The organism is Bacillus cereus group sp. TH152-1LC, assembly GCF_027710505.1.
Taxonomy (GTDB): domain Bacteria; phylum Bacillota; class Bacilli; order Bacillales; family Bacillaceae_G; genus Bacillus_A; species Bacillus_A mobilis.
Window position 1 is genome coordinate 1 of sequence record NZ_JAQFNK010000042.1, and the last position, 18,757, is coordinate 18,757.

The following is an 18,757-nucleotide window of genomic DNA, read 5'->3' on the forward strand; positions in this document are numbered from 1 at the left end:
CTTCCGTTGTTTCCTTGCTGGTGCCCATTATTCCCTTGTGGTTCTCTTCCGTTGTTTCCTTGCTGGTGCCCATTATTTCCTTGCTGATTTCCGCTATTCCCTTGCGAGCCTCTTCCATTGTTCTCTTGCTGGTGCCCATTATTTTCTTTTATCTGCTTCGGTTGTTGTTCCTTATATTGCTTTTCTTCTACATACTCTTTCTTCTCATTGCTTTCTTCTTTTACAGGAGGTGCGTCCGATGATACATCAGAAGATGACTTTTGTTGTTCTTGATTAGACGGCGGTGCAGGTGGAGTAAGCGAGTTTTTCTTCTCATTCTCTTGTTTTATATAAACGCCCGTTCCTACTCCTGCTTTCTTGGCATCCTCCCGTATTTGCATCGTGCTGCTTTGATATTCAACTGTAATATGTTTTATCTCATACTCTTTCTTTAATTCCTGCAAAGCCTTTTCCAACTGTGGTTCTAGCGATTTGTCCTTTGCAACAGCTGTTAGCATAACTTTCTTATCATTTGTTAAGTACTTATCCTCTTGACTCTGCTTTATAATCGTACGTATTACATCTTGCAGATGTTTATTTTCCCACCCTTTCATTTCTTTTAAAATACGCCTTCCGTCATCATTACAAGCCCGCAAATCTATAACACGAAGATCCTCCGTTACGCTCGCCTCTAAACTTGGATTTATATCAACTGAGACATAAGCAAACACTTTTTCTTCTGGTTGATTGTAGAAAAACAGCAATACGCATAGAAAACCAGCAACAATTACTGTTGTAGGCTTTAAGAATGGTGGTATTGAAAAACGCGGAGCTCTTTGTTCTTGTTTGTTAAACGAGATTTCCTCTCCTATCATGTATGGGTGCGTTTTTCTTTTAAAAGTAATAAACTCTCCATTTGGAGTTAAAACAACTACGTTTTTCTTTTTTATATCCATCACAATTCCTTTATTCATCATGCTTTTCCCCTCTTATGTAATCAAGAATATATGTATAGTTGTTTGCAAAGATAATACACATTGCAATAATGTATTTTCTATGTCGCTCCAACGTTTTACGACTTACCCTAACACGCGGTTCAATATGTTTAAGCGGTAATTTTTTCTTTCGGAACAGCTCTTCTATCATTTCCTCTTCTTTTATAATAATCTTCACAATCTCTATTAAATGCTCACGCGTATCACGATGCTTAGGAGATTCTTTAGCCAGCTCTGAAAATGTGATTTTAAACTCAGCTAGTACATTTTGAAAATGAAGAATTTCCTCCTTGCGGTTACTATTTTCCATCTCTTTCATATACTCCGTAAGCGACACTTGCATTTCTAACATTTCCTCTTGCTCATCTTCTTTTAAAAAGACAAAGTTATGCTTAGACTCCTTGCGTATATAGTCAATTACATCTCTTTTTATAAGAAGGTCAGCAAACGCTAGAAAAGATTTCCCTTTTTTATATGAATACTGTTCAATTGCTTCGTTAAACGCAAACAGTCCAATACTATATTCATCATCCTGTTCTGTAATATATCGGCGACAGACAGACGATATTGATTTTTTAATAAAAGGCTGATACTGTACGATAAATGCTTCCTTATCTCCTCCATTGTTTTGTATGTCACATACGATATCTTCTATTTTCGGTTTTCTTAGGATCTTCATTACTAAACTCAACACTAGTAATCTCCCAGCCTCCTTCAAATAGCAAAAAGGCCACTAAACAAGTGACCATTCAACCACATTTTGTTAGTACTTTTCTTTTGGTTTGTCCTCTTGCTGTTGCTCATATTTTTCGAGGCCGATTTTTTATATGACTATTTTTTCCACTTATACTAAATTGACGTCTGTATTTTGTACTGCTTTCTTGTTTTCTTTTGCAATGCCACTTGCTCTTTTCTATTTTAGCTGCAATGTTTGAATAACTCTTCGCTATATTTTTGGTAATTTTAGCTTTTTCTTTCATTTATTTTCTTCTACTTATATATATTCGAAGGAATAAATAATTTTATGGGGGTCAAAAAAATATTTTTATAAAATAGTTATTTTTCCAAAAATAAAAACCATCAATTGGAAGAAACTCGTTATAACTCCTCCTTATGGTAATTCCTTTGTAAACCTTTTTATTTAAATGTATAATTGCATTAAAAGTCTAAAATTTCAGAATCGGAGGGCAGCGTCATGAAAAGTTTTGGTACGTTAGTAATCTCTACCGTCATTTCAGCAGGCTTAGTGTATTATAATATCGATTCCTTTTATAATAAATTTACATCCGGGAATACATATTACTGGGTAAACGGTATTCTAGCTGCTGGATTCCTTATATCCTTAATTATCAACATAAAAGATATCATCAAGAAAAACTACACAACTTCTGAATCAAATTAAAGAGCCTATTATGGTTCCTTTTTCTATGCAAAATAAAAAAGCAGCTGTTAAGCTACTTTGAATTCTTCTTATCCCCAAATGAAATGATATATATTCTCCCGTTACACGTTCATTAATTCCAGCGATCCTAGCGAATCTCATTAAGTCCGCCCCTTGAAGAAAATACACCGAGATCGTAACTGGTACTTGTGACCACATGAATTGATAAAGCTCATTCACTCTCTGATTCGTCGAAACGATTAAATCATTTACAGGTCCATGATTCCATGCAGAGGTTTGAACTGAAGTGAACGGAAGGTCTTTCTCATTAACCACTATTCTTACCACACTTTGAGTTATGTCCACAACAATCCCTCCACCATTACGGAATTTAGACCTGTTTCTATACTCAAATTCTTTATTAATAATAAATGTTTAAGGCAAATCCCTATTTTCATTTCTACTCAAGAACAATTTATTTGATAAAATAAAAAAGCAGCGCATTCGCTACTTTAAAATTTCCATTTTGTTCAAATTCACGTTTAATGTGTACTAATTTATGTTTTTTCTTCTAAATAGACCAACGATATATTATAATCCTCTATATACCCAAGGAGGTTTACCATGCTTAATTTTCATAAAACATTCCCCATCTTAGGATTCTTTTGGTTTTTATACGGTTTCATTGGCCTCATCTTTTTATTACTATTCCTTAGCGTGTCGTAACAGCGCTTATAAATATATGTTTAATGTATAATTTCTATATGACAAAGAAAAAAACATCCATGCCCCATTGTTATTCCTCGCTTTCTATTAAAAAATTGATTCTAATTTATAACCTCTATCTTTTCCCTTCATTCCCCATTAAAATTGAGTAAAACTATTTTGAAAACATAGGAGAAAGCTATGAAGCATAACCTCAATCTATGGCCCTTTATATGCTCTTTGATTTGCGTTGGACTATTCCGTTTATATTTTGAAATTCCACTTGAATTATTCAAATTTTTCACAGATTCATTACACATTCACCCTTTATTTATATTACTAGTTTTAACAATAGGAACTTTTTTTGCTGGCCTTATAGGATTCTCTAAAATGAATAATTGGATTGCGATGCTTAGGAGTATAGCAACAGTCTTACTAACATTGTTATTATCAGTGTTTTTAACACTAACTTTGATTGTGGGTTATGCATTAAGTTAAACGTAGTTTTTTTAAAGTAAAACTCAATATTCCGTCAATAATATAGATGACATTAGATTTTTCTCCTTGTTCCCCCTTGGAGATGGGCAGTTAGTTTTTGCTAACTGCTCTTATATTTATAACAAAGATAAGATTCTTTAGAATGATTATTCTTTATTTCTCAATATAAGGAGCCTTGGATTTTCCTTAAAACTCCTGTAGTATATGAACAAAGAGTAAGGTAAGAGTTACTCTTTGCCATTTTAGGAAAGGTTCTGTTGGAAACAACAGGACCTTTTTTCGTAAAGAGATGGTTTTGTTTAATTTCTCACCACTAACCACGAAAATATCTTATAATCTTTATATAATAAATTAAAATAATGGATTAGGAGTAGATCAAATGCCAGTTACACTAGAACTTATTCTTTTCATTCTTCTAGCAATTAGCGCTATTGGCTATTTAGTAAAAGAATTTCAAAAAACTAGGAAAAGAACACTTGGAATTTCACTAGAATTCTTGGTTCTTTTCTGGTCAATATGGAGAATATCAACTATCATAATCTGATTTATAAAACATGAATTCCTTCGAATAAAAATCAATATTATGTCCATAATGTTGATAGGCTGTATGCCAAAATCCATTTAGTTTTCTCTGTATCTCCTTGTATTGAGCAGTTAGTTTTTGCTAGCTGCTCTTTTATTTATGAAAAAAGATAAAATTTTTTATAATGTTTCTTCTTTATTTCTCAATATAAGGAGCCTTGGATTTTCATTAAAACTCCTGTAGTATATAAACAAAGAGTAAGGTAAGAGTTACTCTTTGCCATTTTAGGAAAGGTTCTGTTGGAAACAGCGGAACCTTTTTTCGTGATTTAAAGGTACTAAGACAAAATGAAATATTTACCATGAAGGTAGTTATTAAATATTTTACGCTTATACAGTATAATGGGATAGTTATTGTGTATTGGCATTAAGAGGAGCGTCCTGATTAAGCGCTTCTCTTTTTTATAAAATAGCTCCAATTCACTTGGACACATTTACCAGTTTATTCAACACAAATATCATGTTAAAATCCCTTGTGAATACGACATAACTCAACTTGGTGAAGCTCTGTAATATTTCCTGTAGGGCTTCTTTTTTTACAAGCAGTTATTTCATTAAGCTGACTACCTTGTTGTGCAAAATAACGATTTTGTTCACTTTTTTGATACATTTATAAAACATTCATATGTTATCTTCAGTAAGTTCTATTTCCTTTATAATATTGTGTGAAGTATACCTACGAACGAAGCCTAAAAAACTCTACTGAAGTGATGAAAAAAACCTAATTTCTCTACAAAACATTGAGAAATTAGGCTTTTTAATAGAAAAAGTAGCATTCATTCATAAATAATGAATACAGTTTAACTCTTCAATTCTATTTTCACAGATTCATATATTCTTCTAAAGTCAGTTTTTCCTTATATATATTTTCAGCAATATCTCCTACATAGCGAATATGCCAAGGTTCATATGCATAACCGGTAATACTTTCCTTCCCCTTCGGATAACGAATGATAAACCCTGCACGATGTGCGTTTTCTTTCAGCCATTTTCCTTCCTTCGTATTCGCAAAGGATAGCTCTAGTTCATTGTTCGCACTTTTAGAAGAAACATCCATCGTTAACCCTGTTTGATGTTCGCTATGCCCTGGCTTTGCAGAGAAGCGATCCGTATGCTCTTTCCCTTTCTTTTTAACATTGTTGGCATACAGACCTTTTTGATACCCATAAGAACGAAATCCTGAAACAGCATTCAACTGGATCCCATCTTGCTTAGCTAAAAGGAATAGTTTTTCTAATGCTTCCGCTGCTTCTTTACGAAGATGACTCTTTTCTACCGTTCCACTAAATGAGAACGGTACATTTGGTACAACTAAATCCTCTGGCATATAGTCTTCGGGTAAACCATATTCCTTATTTATTACAGCCTGTATACTAGCAAAAGAACTTGCTATCTTATTTGAGGTCCCATTTTGCTTACTATTTTTTTCTTTATTTATGGAGTTTTCACTAGTTTCATGGCTTGTCTTATATGGTTCTTTACCAATAGATATATTGGTGTAAATGATAAAGATACCTAACATTACTACTATACAAGTTAAGGTTCCTACTAATTTAAGTCTCATCATTCATTTCCTTCCTGCAACTCCTACTGTTACTCATTCATCATACTTCAACCATATCAAATCCATATTAATTCCCTGTGAACTTTTCTTCATAACGTATTCCTTATTAGATTGATAGTATATCTTCCCTTTCTTTTGGCACCCTTAAAATATCAGCTCTATTCATACATGTAGAAAAATAATTTAAAAATTTGTATAATAAGATAAAAAGTGTAGCATTCTATTATAGAAAGGTCTTGGTATAATGCTAGGTATTGATGTCAAAAAAACAAAAGAAGAGTTAATTATTTCATGGCAATTTGCGGAGGTCACGATTCCATTACGCGATGTGATTGAGGTTACCGAAGATGCTACATATGCGGGCGTTGAAGAACCAAGTGCAATCCGTATCGGAACAGCATATGGGACAACTGATCGTATATTAATTAGAACTGTAAAACAAAATTATGTATTATTTACTACAAACAAAGTGTCAATTTTAAAAGCTATTCTTGCTTAAATATGGTCATATAAATAGACTCAAACAAAGTTCAATTAAACAAAGGAGAGAAGTCATGGAATAGACTCCTCTCCTTTGTTTAATTGAACTGAATATTATAATCCATACTCACTTCAGTATAACTTTTACAACATAAGTACGTCTTACTGTTTCGATTCTAATATTACTAATCTTATTAAGAGCAAATCCACACATCATCATTATTTTGAGTGCTATTGTTTATCTCATGCACTTTTTCGATATGATTAACTGTGTTGTAATTAATAGAAATGCCGCCTCAACCTACATACTTCATATCAATTTTCACTTTCCCGCCTATTTTAAATATTTGCCCCTTTGTTAAGAACACGTCAATAACGTCTTTCTCTCCATTTTGTGATGAATACTCAACAATGTTGGCGGGTTTTGCATACTTAATAAATAGCCAAAAAGCAAGTCTGCTGGAACAAGCTTGCTTTCTGATAGAGCTTTGACAACTCAAAAACCATTTGTCTACATTAATTACAAATAAAAATTTATGTGCATTATTACGAACACTTAATATGTAAATTAAAATCAAAAAGCCTCACATATCGCTTTTAATGATTACTATAATCAATCGTAAGAATTAAGAGCTATATGCCACTAACTGAGTTATTTATAATGTACGTAATTTCACAATCCCACCTCTTCAGGTACTGAATCAAAATTTCCCCTTAATTAACGAAGGTTGTATTTTTGACTTTCCAGTCTTCAAGTTTAATGCTAACCCAAAAACCATAGATACCTAGTGTAATAACTGTCAGAAGTAGCCATTTAATCCAGTTACCAAACAAGCCAACTGCTGAACCGTTAAATTTCATTCTATGCCCATCAACCACCGTATGGTTAATTTTCCAACCATAAACCATACATAACGCCCACGGATAGCAAATACCCAACGTGAACACTGTAATAAGAGCTCCCAAGATACTCCAACCAATGAAGCTCAAAAGTCCACCATCAAAGAAAGACTGTCGTCCCCATTTTGATTCTGGTCCACATTTCCTTCCTGCATTAACGTTTATGTTAATATTTTCTGTCATAAAACACGCTCCTTTACCAGTTTATCGTGATTAGCGCACGAATTTTATTCAATATAACCTTACACATTTTACCACGAAAATTTAACTTCCTTAAACTTTTTAAACGTTTAGTTATTTCATTCATACCAATACGCTCAAAAACTTCACTCAACGCCACTAAGGTCTAAGAAAACAGCTAGAATACTAGCTTTGATTCTGTTTCTCTCTTTGCCAGATATATTAAACAATTCATCTATTTCTTCCTACTTAAATTGGTATCATGGAAATAAAAAAACTTGGAAACACCTATAAAACAGACTTTCCAAGTTCTTTTATTTCTATTCTCACTCTGCAACAAACTTCTAGTATTCTCTCTTAGAATCTGAACTTAAATCTTAAATCCACCAATTAACTCTTGAAGTTCTTCTGCCATTTGTGCTAATTGTATTGCTGAAGAATTTATCTCTTCCATAGAAGCATGTTGTTCCTCAGATGAACCAGCTATCGTTTGCATACTTGAAGAATTCTCTTTTACAGCCATAGCTATTTGATCAATCGATGTATCGACTTTCATTGCATCAGTTGTCATTTTATTTGATAGCTCTACCATACCATGCACTTTTGACACAATATCATTTGCAGATTTTGAAATCTCATAAAAACTTTGTTTTGTATCGTTCGCAACCTTAATTCCCGACTGCACTTCAACTCCTACTTCATTCATAGCTTTTACAGTCTCATGTACGTCTGCTTGTATTTCCTTAATTATACTTCCAATTTCCATTGAAGATTCGGATGATTGCTCTGCTAACTTCCTAACTTCATCGGCAACGATTGCAAACCCTCGCCCTTGTTCTCCTGCTCTAGCTGCCTCAATTGCTGCATTCAATGCTAATAAATTTGTTTGTTCCGCAATATTTTGAATCGCTTCTAATATACTTCCAATTTGTTGCGATTTCTTATCTAATAATTTTATTACAGTATCGGATTGAGAAACAGAGTGATGGATAGACTGCATTTGCACTACAGTTTGTTCTACTAATTTTTCACCTTCATTGGCTTTTTGTTTTGTGTATATGGATGAAGTCGATACTTCAGAAGCATTATCAGCTACGTTTTGAATATTTCGCGTTACCTCACCAATTAATTCAGCTCCAGACTCCACTTCATTATTTTGAACTTCTGCACTATTCGAGATTTCTTCCATCTCTCTTGTAATTTGTTCTGTTGCAACGCTTGCTTGCTCTACACTAGCAGTTAGTTCCTCAGAAGACGCAGCTACATGACCTGCAGATGTGTTGATTTGAGAAATAATATTACGTAATGACTCTGCCATTGTATTGAAACTACCACCTAATTGACCAAGTTCATCCTTTGAACAAATATCTATTTTCTCGGTTAAATCTCCCTGACTAATCCTTTGAGCTGAAATAACTAATTGTCTTAGTGGAGTAATAATAGATCTAAGTATGAATAAAATTACAATTCCGCCTAACAATAATGAAGCTCCTATTATAGTGAGCGTTTTATAAAAAATAGGATTGGTAGCTTCTTCAATTTCTTTCGTAGGCATTACGCCAGCTATTTTCCAACCTGTTTTTTTGTTCGTCTTAAAACTTATGTTTCGATCTTCCCCGTTAAGGCTATAAGTAATTACGTCATCTTCTTTCTTGTACAGTTCATCCGCTAATGATTTCTCTAATTTCTCACCTGGCTTGAGCGTAGGATGCACAACTATAGTCTTATCTTGACTGACGATAGATACAAAGCCTTGTTTACCTATTTTTATCATTTTAGAAGTTTTTACGATATCATCAATATTCAAGTCAACACCAATGACACCACTTTTATCAGCATTTTGCTTTGCAATTGCAATTACCATATTTCCTGTAGACTTTGATTTATATGGAGATGAAACAATAATCTCTCCATTTGCTTTTACTGCATCCTTATACCAACTACTTTCTAACGGATTAAATCCTTCTGGTATTTTTCCAACAGGTGCATGAATAAATTGATTGTTACTAGATGCCGTATAAATCGTTTCTATCTCTGGATGTAACTGTATATATTGATCAAATTTACTCTGCACATTTTGCGATTGTTCAGGATTATAATCACCTTGTGTAAGTACCTTTGCAAAATGATTGACATCTGTATGCTTATTTTCTAATTCATCATCAACAATCTTATCTAAAATACTAATATTATCTTGTGCTGATTGTAGAATTGTCTCATTAAGATCTGTTTTTGCTTTATTATAAGATGATACTCCTACGATAAGGCTTGGTATAATTAATATTGCGATAAATGCCATAGACAACTTCGTTTTAAGCTTTATTTGTCCCAATCTTTCTTTTATATTAAACACTAGATACTTCTCCCTTTCATTTTTACTACTGAAATAGTTTATTTAAATTTTTCTCCTTTATTTTTTCTACATATATTTACAGTCCCATTCGAAATGAAATCACTATTAAATCCTATTATCTACACTTCCTTATTTTACGATTTGCATTTCACAGGTAGCGTTTTATCTATCCTCCTTTCGAATATGTTATCTTTCCATATTCAGCAATTCTAAAACTACGAATTGTTCCCAATAAAATGGATGAAACATAACCTTCATTTAACAGATATTATTTGACCTTGATTGGATAAAAAGTTTAATTTAGGGCTATTTAAATCGGATGAAATCCTTACCATAATAAATTCTCTACTACGTATATTTATTCTTTGCATGATTATGTTTAACAGCCTTTGAACCATTCTAAATGCATCCCTTTATGTATGAATCATTTACTGTGGCTGATTTTGTTGTAAGGGATAACTGAACCATAAATTCTAAATAGGAGAATAAAATAAATTAGAGAACTTCATTGTAACACGTATACATAAGTTATAGATATAAAATCCAATAACATATTACTTTTTTATAATAAATTAATAATTTGGTATTGATTTTATTTTATTTCTGCAGAAGAATCTTTTCCTATATGCAATATTACATATAATCTACCTTACGTAGTTTGTTATACTATGCCTGTGGATTTTTCATCCAAAATTCCACCCAAATGTATATTGATGAATATGCCACCCTAATTGCTGAAAGTGAGAAGAATGTTATTCATTCTTCTCACTTTTTATTTAGGCCCTGTTAATATTGATTATTGATAAAAAGTATTAAATATGGGAAGACACCTTAAAGTCGGTGCTTCCCTTAGTTATTGATTATTCACATTCAAATCTAAAATAGGTATTTTTTAATCCTATTCTTTGCTTTAATGTTTTGCCCAAAGCATAATTATTTGGTAATTCTTTTTCAATCACACAAATAATATAACCTGCTTTTCCTGTTGTTAAATTAGTTAGTTGTAAGTAGTTAGTGTTGTCGTAGATATAAGAAATAATATATTCATAGAAATCATTTTCTTTGTCTTCTCTATTCATACCAACATTGTACAACCTAACTCTTGCTCCTGCCCAAATTTCCTCATCATCATCAACATTACTTAAAGGCATCCATTTCGAGTTATCCAATATTTCACCCTTTTCTTAATACATTCGTTTATACTTTGTTAATTTTCATCTTTATAAACGTTAAAGAGATAATTATTAAAAACAAAATATTTGTAAGGTGATTTATCATTAGCTCATGTTTTTGAATGTATACTGCCATTATACAAGCAACCATATTAGTTGTAATGCCAAAGGCGTTCACCGCTCACCAAACCCTGTCCGAAAGTCCCACTCCTGAGTCAGTCCCATCCTAAATAAACATCCTTTTCTTTAATTTGTTCCTACATCCTATCAAGGTATACTAAATTATCCTTGTCTGATGAATATCTATTTATCCTTTCATATAGAGCAAACAAAACCTTTACTCATAATTTTTTTCTTTATTAGGCAAACTATGTCTAAGCCGTTTGAACTAGCGGCTTTACTCTTCTGGTAATGGGATAGCAATTTATTGAATTGACTAACTCATTCAATCCACTGGCACCGGCAGGCAACCAAATAGTTGCCTGCCATTTTCATATATACTTTTTCTAATTTCATTACTAACCAAATGTGTGCTGCACTGATTTCAAAAAGGATAGAATTTCATGTTTGTTTATTGTTTTAATGTTTTCGATTATAACAAATAATAATATTATTGAATTTGAGGAGCGAATTTTAAAAACAAACTTCTTTATTTCTAGATCATAATTTTTTCTTTTACAAATACTGCAAATCCCTCCAAGTCACCTTCTTCAATTAAATTCATCACTTCACGTTCGCCATCATGATAAAAAATGATTTTATTTCCTGTTAATAATCCCTTTTCTACCTCTATCGAATTAACTTTGGCATAATCAAATACTTTAAACGTTTCACTTCCCAAATATTTCGTATAAAAACACATACGTTCATTTGTAGCAACCAATATCCCTTTTCTTTGACCACCCATACCAAATACTTGATATTGAAACATTCCATATAGGCAATTTTCAATACTCTCATTTTCATTAAGATGTGATTGTACCAACGTCATAGCCGTTTTTACGTTTTTCATGACAACTCCTCCTACTTTCCCCTTTTATTAACTATAAGGATATCGGAATATCCTCATTTATATCATACAGGATAAAGAGTATATATTCCAATTAATACCATATACTTGGGAATCTATTTTATTTTTGAAATAACTACATTATTTTTTTACAACTTTTTTATTCATGAACAATTAAGATACTGTAAATAGGACTAAATAACTAACATAAAAATAAGCACATCCTGTAAAAACAGATGTGCTTATTTTTAAATTTTTATGCATTTTTACGTTTTAGGAAAATCACTCCACCAACAATTAACAATAATGCGCCTGCAGCCATAGAGATCCAACTTGTAAGGTCTGCACCTGTTTGCGGTAACCATCCAATTTTAGATTGAACTTCTTTCTTAGGTTGTGGTTGTTCTGTAGTTGGAGTATTTTTATCTTGATGCGGCTGTTCTGGTTTTGGTTGCTCCGGTTTTACTTCTTTAAATTTCACTGTCTGACCCTTATCTTCGATGTCAACGTGAATAGCTACCAAGACATTATCTTGATACAATTCTTCAAACACTACCACTTCTTTACCTTGTAATGCAGAAGCATTGAATGTGAAATCGAGTGTGATAGAACCATTCTTCTCTTTAGCAGTAAACTTAGATTCTACTGTTACTTCTTTACCATCAACTAATAATGGTTTTTTTGTTGCTTTATCCATTAGTTTGCCTTTTACTACGTATTCTTTCCCCACGATTAAGTCTTTGTATTCCACTTTATCTTGGATTGTTACTGTTTTAGAAGCGTCTAACTCTTTAGAACCATCAGCTTTATTTGTAGCTGTCGTTTTAATTGAAGGCTCTACAAATCGAACTGTTTGACCTACATCGTTAATGTCAGCGTGAGTTGCAATTACTTGCCCTTCATGCAATAAGTCTTCAAACACGACTACTTCTCTTCCTTGCTGTTCAGCACCAACGAAAGTAAAGTCTAATGTTACAAAACCGTTCTTTTCTTTTGCAATAAATTTAGTCTCAGCTATTACTTCTTTACCATCAATTAATAATGGTTCGTTAATAGCTTTGTTCATTAATTTTCCTTTTATAGTGTACTCTTTACCAACAACTAAGTTAGTGTACTCCACTTTGTCTTGAATAGTGATAGAATCCTTTGAATGAATCTCTTTTCCACCATCAGCTTTGTTTGTAGCTGTTGTTTTTACTGACGGCTTAACGAACTTAACTGTTTGACCTTTATCATTGATATCAGCATGTGTAGTAACAACTTTTCCGTCTTTCAGTAACTCTTCGAATACTACTATTTCTTGTTCTTCTAAACCAGTCGCATCAAATGTGAAGTCTAATGTAATAGAACCATTTGCTTCTTTTGGTGTAAACTTAGTTTCAGCTATTACTTCTTTACCATTTACAACTAATGGGTTATTAGTTTCTTTATCCATTAATTTACCTTTTAAAGTATACTCTTTACCTACTTGTAGGTCCTTGTATTCCACTTTATCTTGGATTGTTACAGACTTAGAAGTGTGCATTTCTTTTGTACCATCGGCTTTATCAGTAGCTGTTGTTTTTACTGATGGAATCTTTTCATCTTTGACAATATGTTTAATGATTTGACCATTCTCTGTGATCTCAAAAGAGAATATTTCTTCATTCAATACATAACCTTTTGGTGCAACAGTTTCTTTATATGTGTATTTTCCAAATGGTAACTTTTCAAACTTCGCGATACCTTTATCGTCTGTTTTCCCTTTAACTACTTCTTTTCCTGCTTCATTATAAATAGTAAACTCTGCATTCGGAAGCTTATTGTTTCCATCAGCTACATCAACTTTTGTAATTTCTAGATCACCTTTGATAAGATGATTAACTGCTAATAGCTCAATAATTTCCCCATGTTCCTTTATTTCGAACACAAATGGTTCTGTAATAAGAACATAACCATTTGGAGAAGCCTTTTCTACAAATGAATATTTACCATACGCTAAATCTTTAATGTTAACTTCACCATTTTTATCTGTCTTATATTCCCCAATTACTTTCCCGCTTGCATCTTTTAACTCGAATAATGCACCTTCTAATTTTTTACTGATATCTTCATTATCTACTTTTAGTAATTTCACACTACCTTTCACTTCTGTATTTTCCACTGTAAAAATAAGTGTTTTATTGTGCTCTTTAATTTCAAAAGGATACTTTGTTTTATTTCCAATATATCCATTAGGTGTTTTTGTCTCTAAGAAATAATATTTACCATACGTAAAACCATCAACATTTGCAATTCCATTTTCTTTTGTTACTACTTTTTTCACTTCTTTTCCATCTTCAGTAAAGACCGTGAATTCAACATTAGGTAACATTTTACCTGAATCACTAAGTTTTTTTATTTCGATGTTACCTTTTACTTTGTTGTTTACTACTTGAACAGCTCCTATTTCCCCTGTCTTAACTTCAATAGTTTGTGGTTTATCACCTGAAACATAACCTGTTGGTGCTTTAATTTCTTTTACTGTGTAGGTACCAATTGGTAGGCTATTTAATTCTGCATTACCATCAGCACCAGTCATGATTTTTCCAACTGATTCATTATTTGCATTAAAAACCTCGAATACCGCACCAGCTAATACTTCTCCATTTTCTCCAACCTTTTTAATTTTTAAAGAACCAGCAGCTTCCCAATTTACTGCAAGATCACTACTAAGCTTTTCTTCATTTCTTTCTAGTAGTACTGTAGCATTTTGAACAGTATCCGTACCACGGTAAGCAATTGCTTGAACTTTTGTTAAGTTTGCAGCAACACTTAGATTAAATTCACCTGTTTTTGTATTTTTAGGAATTTGGATACGGAATTTCTCTCCAACTGAAAGCTGATCTTTCACTTCTCCATTTTCACTAACAATTTTAACTCCATTAGGTGCATTTTTCGCTACTACTTTATAAGAACCACTCTTAGCATTTGTTTGTACTGTGTATAGGTTTGTTTCAAAAAACTCACCCTTTAATTCTGCCTTTTGCTTTTCAGCAGGAATCACATTCATAAAAATATCTTGAGTATCTTCACTTGTATTTGCAGCATTAATAATTGTCTTAGCCGCTTTTTCAACATTTTTATTTTCATGCTTTAATTCATTTACATCAAGTTGACCTAATGCATTCCAAACCGCAAGCTGAGTTGCATAATGTGCTTCATTCTTATTAGCTACCCCCAGTTGTTCTATACTTTTTTGTGGGAAACCATTTAATAGAACCCTATATACTACATTATCTGTTTTCCCTATTTCAGGAAGATCTTCACCATTTGGTGATTTTAAGCCAAGAGTTAAACAATAAGCAATTTGACCGCTTGAATTTTTAATCATTTCAGTTCGAATGTACTTACCTAAACTGTTGCTATAACTCCAGTTCATTGAATACTTTTCATGCGTCAAAACCTCCGCATTTGCCTTCGGTAGAAACACATTAAAGAATAATGCTAGTACTGATAATAATGCAAAAACTCTTTTAACAACTCTTCTCCCCAATTTTAAAACCTCCCTAGATAAAATGAATCTGATGTATTATTAAAATATTTAAAATAATCACAACGAAGATATTTCATATTATAAGACATAAAGTTACAAATATTATATTATTTTTACAAATTATTTATTTTCTCAACATCCCCTATAAATTATTATATTAAAACATTTAAATTCACAAAAATAACAATATTAGGATACCTTAACAAAATAAGAAACTTGGTAAAATACTAGAATAACGTTAGTTGGAGTACGGAAACGATTCTTGGCATGAAGGACCACTACAAAGACATTTTAATATGTAAACAGATATTTTCAGATTGAATATATGTATTAATAATTAATTTTTATTGCATTTACACCTGCAATGTTTATATAAAAGATAGTAAATTATATTTTTATAGGAGTTTTTCTATTAGTTTACTAGAAATTTGCATTATTATGTGACAATAAATATCATTGTATTTAATATAAAAAAAGGGGGTACGTAGATAATTATCAGAACTTTCGATTAATTAATTATACTAAAATTAGTATTAAGAATATTAGTAAAAAAGTAACAACGTTATTACGAAGTTCGAATATTGGTCTAAGTACCCTAGCATCTCAATGATAACCTCTGCAGTACTTTTACGTTTTTAAATAAATTAAAATAACAAAAAAATAATAATTTTTAATTTTTTCTTTGTAATTTAATAAGTTACATGTTAATATGGCGAAGGTTATAAAATGAATTTCGCCATACACAATGTTTTTTCGGAATATTCACTCCAGAGAAACGTAACTATTTCTGTAATTTGTTTCATCTTTTACCTATACAAGGGCTACTTTCAATTTTTTTGTTCATAAGTAAAAGTAACTTTTTATTTCTATCTTCCTCATCGATTTTAATATAAATGGTAAAAAAGCACTTTTTCAAGTGCCTTTCCTTTTCTTTTTTAAAGATAGAAAATCTAATAAAACCAAACACCTAGATTAAACACATACATAATCCTACTTACAAACTCGCAGAGAGGCATAAACTATGGGAATTCCTACACTATTATTAAATACATTTATTATTATTATTTGTATCCTTAGTTACCAAGTATTTTGGCTAGAACATAAAGAAAAAATGGCATGTAATAATATATTAATTTCTGTACTTTCCTCCATTGCAATTATTTTTTGTATGACTTTTCCTTTTCATTTACACGCTGGGTTCATTTATGATTTACGTTTTATTCCCATTATATTAGTTTTTCTATATGGAAATACGAAGAGCATTATTTGTATTGGAGTTTTATATCTTTCTTATAGATTTTACTTAGGTGGAAGCGGAGTCTTCCCATCATTTATTATCTTTACTATTATTTCTGTTATTACAATCATGTTTCGTTACTTGTCACCTACTTATTTCAAGGAAAAGAAGATATTATTAAGTATTCTACTTATTTTGATATGTACAACTTCCCTTTCTATCTGCGGTATTGTAACACAAATAAATACAGGCGGTAAAATTGACTCTACTCTCATCGAATTTTTATTCAATTATATAATCATAAATATTTTCACAGTATTATTATCTGTTTATTTAATAGAAGGAATGATCGAAAAATATAAAATAAAAGAAAGAATGCAAAGAGCAGAAAAATTTTATATAGCTAGCGAACTAGCTGCATCGATCGCGCATGAAATTCATAATCCACTGACCACGGTACATGGATTCACTCAATTACTAAATGAAGATGAGAGTGCTAAGATGTCTCAAGATAAGTACTTAGAAATTATGTTACTTGAAATGCAGCAAATACAATCTACTATTAATAACTATTTATCTTTAACCAAACCACAAAATATTATAAAAGAGAAACTAGATATTAATTACATATTAAATCAAGTGAAAGATAATATTTCACCACTCGCTCTTTCATATAATGTTGAAATAAAACAGCATATTACAACAGATTCCCTTTACATAAATGCTAATCCTGAAAAATTAAAAATATGTCTAGCCAACATCATACAAAATGGAATTGAGGCTATGAAAAATGGTGGCGTATTACAAATAAATATACAAAAAATAAAAGATAATATTGTAATTGATATTATTGATACAGGAATAGGAATGTCTTCCCAGCAAATAAAACGTATTGCCTTGCCATTTTATTCAACAACGGAAAAAGGTACTGGGCTTGGTACTATGATTGCGTACAGCATTATTAAAGAATTAAACGGAGATATAGAGATAGAAAGTGAACTAGGAAAAGGAACACACTTTTCTATCACTATCCCTTGCTAATATAATAGAAGATTTATTTAAATGATATTATTTTGTAGCTAATAGAACCATATAAAAAGAAGACGTAACTATTCGTCCTCTTTTTATATGGTTCTGGTGCAAAAATAAAATACAGTAGAATAAAGCACATATATTCCTAACGGAATCATATGAAAAATGGATAAACCCCGTTCTTCTAGCATTTCCATCAAATCACGAAAACTAAGGTTGTACCGTTAACAAGATGATGTCTGGTTGATAATGCTTCCATTTGAATACATTTCCCTTTTCCATACCAATCACGCACTCTTTCTAAAGTAATAGTAACAGTATGTCCAAGATTTATAGATTCATTGCAATTATCCTCCAGTTTTTGCACCAGTACCCTATTTAGGTATGTGACCGATTCGAGGTATGGGGCCATCCTTTAAATTAATTCCATGTATAAGGGTTACAAAGCTAATGTTCACTATAAAACCCGACATAAGATCGATTATGTTGGGTTTTATATAATTGTCTTTATCGAAAATTAAACATTATTTATAGAATCTATAAAATCGCCTATAACAGACATTCAAATTACATTTTTTGAGGTGTGGTCCCCGAAACCCCGAATTATTCACGTACCCCTAGCAGATGAGAGCACTCCCTCTTACGAGAGTAATCCTGTATCTCTTGCTTTTTGCACGGCTTCTTCCCGATTTTTGACTTCTAGCTTGTCATAAAGAGTAGAGGCATAATTTCTAACTGTGCCATTTGATAAGTAAAGTTTCGAAGCAATTGGTTTATAACGGATTCCTTGAGACAAAAGATTCAAAACCTCTAACTCGCGTTTCGTTAAGCCATACTCTTTTCCATCTGACTTCAATTCGACTGACTCTTCCTCATCATTTCTACTAAATTACGAAAAATTAAGTTGTACCGTACCAACGTACAATTAACAAAATAATATCTTGCTGATAATGCTTCCATTTGAACAAATTTTCCTTTTCCATACCGATCACACACCTTTTGTAAAGTAATAGTATCAGCATATCCCGGTTTAAGAGGTTACTTGCAAAACATTTAGAATTTTTTCGCGAGAATCCTCCGAAATGTAATACGGACTTTTAATATTTTCATTTATAATTCTCTATTTGTCTATACTTTTCATACCGCTGTTGTATAAGCTCTTCCGAGGATAATAGT

Annotated in this window: 12 protein-coding genes and 6 pseudogenes; 4 read left to right on the top strand and 14 right to left on the bottom strand. The window is 31.9% G+C overall.

Translation table 11 applies throughout. The annotated features are described in order from the left end of the window. Both PDL00_RS33570 and sigI read right to left on the bottom strand, forming a co-directional pair. Window positions 1–953 (bottom strand): anti-sigma factor domain-containing protein (locus PDL00_RS33570; RefSeq protein WP_270733745.1); only part of this gene is annotated, 953 nt, incomplete at its 3' end. Beyond that, window positions 946–1,668 carry an RNA polymerase sigma factor SigI gene (gene sigI, locus PDL00_RS33575; RefSeq protein WP_270733746.1) on the bottom strand — a complete coding sequence of 241 codons (723 nt, stop codon included), beginning with the start codon at window positions 1,666–1,668 and terminating at the stop codon, window positions 946–948. The genes sigI and PDL00_RS33570, both read right to left, overlap by 8 nt. Before the next feature lie 501 nt (window positions 1,669–2,169). Here sigI and PDL00_RS33580 point away from each other — a divergent pair. Then, entirely contained in the window at window positions 2,170–2,376 is a 207-nt protein-coding gene (locus PDL00_RS33580) for a hypothetical protein (RefSeq protein ID WP_000834521.1), read from the top strand. Between the two features lie 68 nt (window positions 2,377–2,444). On the opposite strand, the pseudogene PDL00_RS33585 reads toward PDL00_RS33580, so the two are convergent. Continuing rightward, a pseudogene (locus tag PDL00_RS33585) lies at window positions 2,445–2,721 on the bottom strand (hypothetical protein). Window positions 2,722–3,261: 540 nt separating this feature from the next. Between PDL00_RS33585 and PDL00_RS33590 the strand changes: the two are divergent. Next, window positions 3,262–3,558 carry a hypothetical protein gene (locus PDL00_RS33590; RefSeq protein ID WP_270733747.1) on the top strand — a complete coding sequence of 99 codons (297 nt, stop codon included), beginning with the start codon at window positions 3,262–3,264 and terminating at the stop codon, window positions 3,556–3,558. 1,402 nt (window positions 3,559–4,960) lie between these two features. Here the strand turns inward: PDL00_RS33590 and PDL00_RS33595 are convergent. Beyond that, window positions 4,961–5,704, bottom strand: a complete 744-nt coding sequence (locus tag PDL00_RS33595; RefSeq protein ID WP_270733754.1) for a M15 family metallopeptidase — start codon at window positions 5,702–5,704, stop codon at window positions 4,961–4,963. Window positions 5,705–5,948: 244 nt separating this feature from the next. On the opposite strand from PDL00_RS33595, the gene PDL00_RS33600 reads away from it, so the two are divergent. After that, the gene (locus PDL00_RS33600; RefSeq protein ID WP_002165351.1) at window positions 5,949–6,203 is read left to right on the top strand and encodes a SunI/YnzG family protein; all 255 of its coding nucleotides are present in this window, start codon (window positions 5,949–5,951) and stop codon (window positions 6,201–6,203) included. A 175-nt stretch (window positions 6,204–6,378) separates the two neighbouring features. On the opposite strand, the pseudogene PDL00_RS33605 reads toward PDL00_RS33600, so the two are convergent. The 7 genes and pseudogenes from PDL00_RS33605 to PDL00_RS33630 all read right to left on the bottom strand — a co-directional run. Next, window positions 6,379–6,597 (bottom strand): annotated as a pseudogene (locus tag PDL00_RS33605) (hypothetical protein); the annotation flags it as partial. Window positions 6,598–6,898: 301 nt separating this feature from the next. Next, on the bottom strand, window positions 6,899–7,267 hold the full coding sequence (locus PDL00_RS33610; RefSeq protein WP_270733748.1) for a DUF898 family protein: 369 nt from the start codon (window positions 7,265–7,267) through the stop codon (window positions 6,899–6,901). 367 nt (window positions 7,268–7,634) lie between these two features. Further along, window positions 7,635–8,582, bottom strand: a complete 948-nt coding sequence (locus tag PDL00_RS34960; protein ID WP_442868356.1) for a methyl-accepting chemotaxis protein — start codon at window positions 8,580–8,582, stop codon at window positions 7,635–7,637. Continuing rightward, window positions 8,577–9,563: pseudogene (locus PDL00_RS34965) on the bottom strand (cache domain-containing protein); the annotation flags it as partial. The pseudogene PDL00_RS34965 and the gene PDL00_RS34960, both read right to left, overlap by 6 nt. 914 nt (window positions 9,564–10,477) lie before the next feature. Then, window positions 10,478–10,768, bottom strand: a complete 291-nt coding sequence (locus PDL00_RS33620; RefSeq protein WP_270733755.1) for a hypothetical protein — start codon at window positions 10,766–10,768, stop codon at window positions 10,478–10,480. Window positions 10,769–11,444: 676 nt separating this feature from the next. Continuing rightward, window positions 11,445–11,801, bottom strand: a complete 357-nt coding sequence (locus PDL00_RS33625) for a PH domain-containing protein (protein ID WP_270733750.1) — start codon at window positions 11,799–11,801, stop codon at window positions 11,445–11,447. 253 nt (window positions 11,802–12,054) lie between these two features. Further along, window positions 12,055–15,312: a VaFE repeat-containing surface-anchored protein gene (locus PDL00_RS33630; RefSeq protein WP_270733751.1), complete on the bottom strand. Its 3,258-nt coding sequence runs from the start codon at window positions 15,310–15,312 to the stop codon at window positions 12,055–12,057. Between the two features lie 1,021 nt (window positions 15,313–16,333). Between PDL00_RS33630 and PDL00_RS33635 the strand changes: the two genes are divergently transcribed. Continuing rightward, window positions 16,334–17,590, top strand: a complete 1,257-nt coding sequence (locus tag PDL00_RS33635) for an ATP-binding protein (RefSeq protein ID WP_270733752.1) — start codon at window positions 16,334–16,336, stop codon at window positions 17,588–17,590. A 149-nt stretch (window positions 17,591–17,739) separates the two neighbouring features. Here the strand turns inward: PDL00_RS33635 and PDL00_RS33640 are convergent. The 3 pseudogenes from PDL00_RS33640 to PDL00_RS33650 all read right to left on the bottom strand — a co-directional run. Further along, window positions 17,740–17,863: pseudogene (locus PDL00_RS33640) on the bottom strand (IS6 family transposase); the annotation flags it as partial. A 358-nt stretch (window positions 17,864–18,221) separates the two neighbouring features. Further along, window positions 18,222–18,461, bottom strand: a pseudogene (locus PDL00_RS33645) (response regulator transcription factor); the annotation flags it as partial. Beyond that, window positions 18,449–18,564, bottom strand: a pseudogene (locus PDL00_RS33650) (IS6 family transposase); the annotation flags it as partial. The pseudogenes PDL00_RS33650 and PDL00_RS33645, both read right to left, overlap by 13 nt. Window positions 18,565–18,757 lie beyond the last annotated feature (193 nt).

Coding starts and splice junctions, on each gene's coding strand:
- PDL00_RS33580 (WP_000834521.1), top strand. CDS start 2,170: ATGAAAAGTTTTGGTACGTTAGTAATCTCTACCGTCATTTCAGCAGGC.
- PDL00_RS33590 (WP_270733747.1), top strand. CDS start 3,262: ATGAAGCATAACCTCAATCTATGGCCCTTTATATGCTCTTTGATTTGC.
- PDL00_RS33595 (WP_270733754.1), bottom strand. CDS start 5,704: ATGAGACTTAAATTAGTAGGAACCTTAACTTGTATAGTAGTAATGTTA.
- PDL00_RS33600 (WP_002165351.1), top strand. CDS start 5,949: ATGCTAGGTATTGATGTCAAAAAAACAAAAGAAGAGTTAATTATTTCA.
- PDL00_RS33610 (WP_270733748.1), bottom strand. CDS start 7,267: ATGACAGAAAATATTAACATAAACGTTAATGCAGGAAGGAAATGTGGA.
- PDL00_RS34960 (WP_442868356.1), bottom strand. CDS start 8,582: ATGGCAGAGTCATTACGTAATATTATTTCTCAAATCAACACATCTGCA.
- PDL00_RS33620 (WP_270733755.1), bottom strand. CDS start 10,768: ATGCCTTTAAGTAATGTTGATGATGATGAGGAAATTTGGGCAGGAGCA.
- PDL00_RS33625 (WP_270733750.1), bottom strand. CDS start 11,801: ATGAAAAACGTAAAAACGGCTATGACGTTGGTACAATCACATCTTAAT.
- PDL00_RS33635 (WP_270733752.1), top strand. CDS start 16,334: ATGGGAATTCCTACACTATTATTAAATACATTTATTATTATTATTTGT.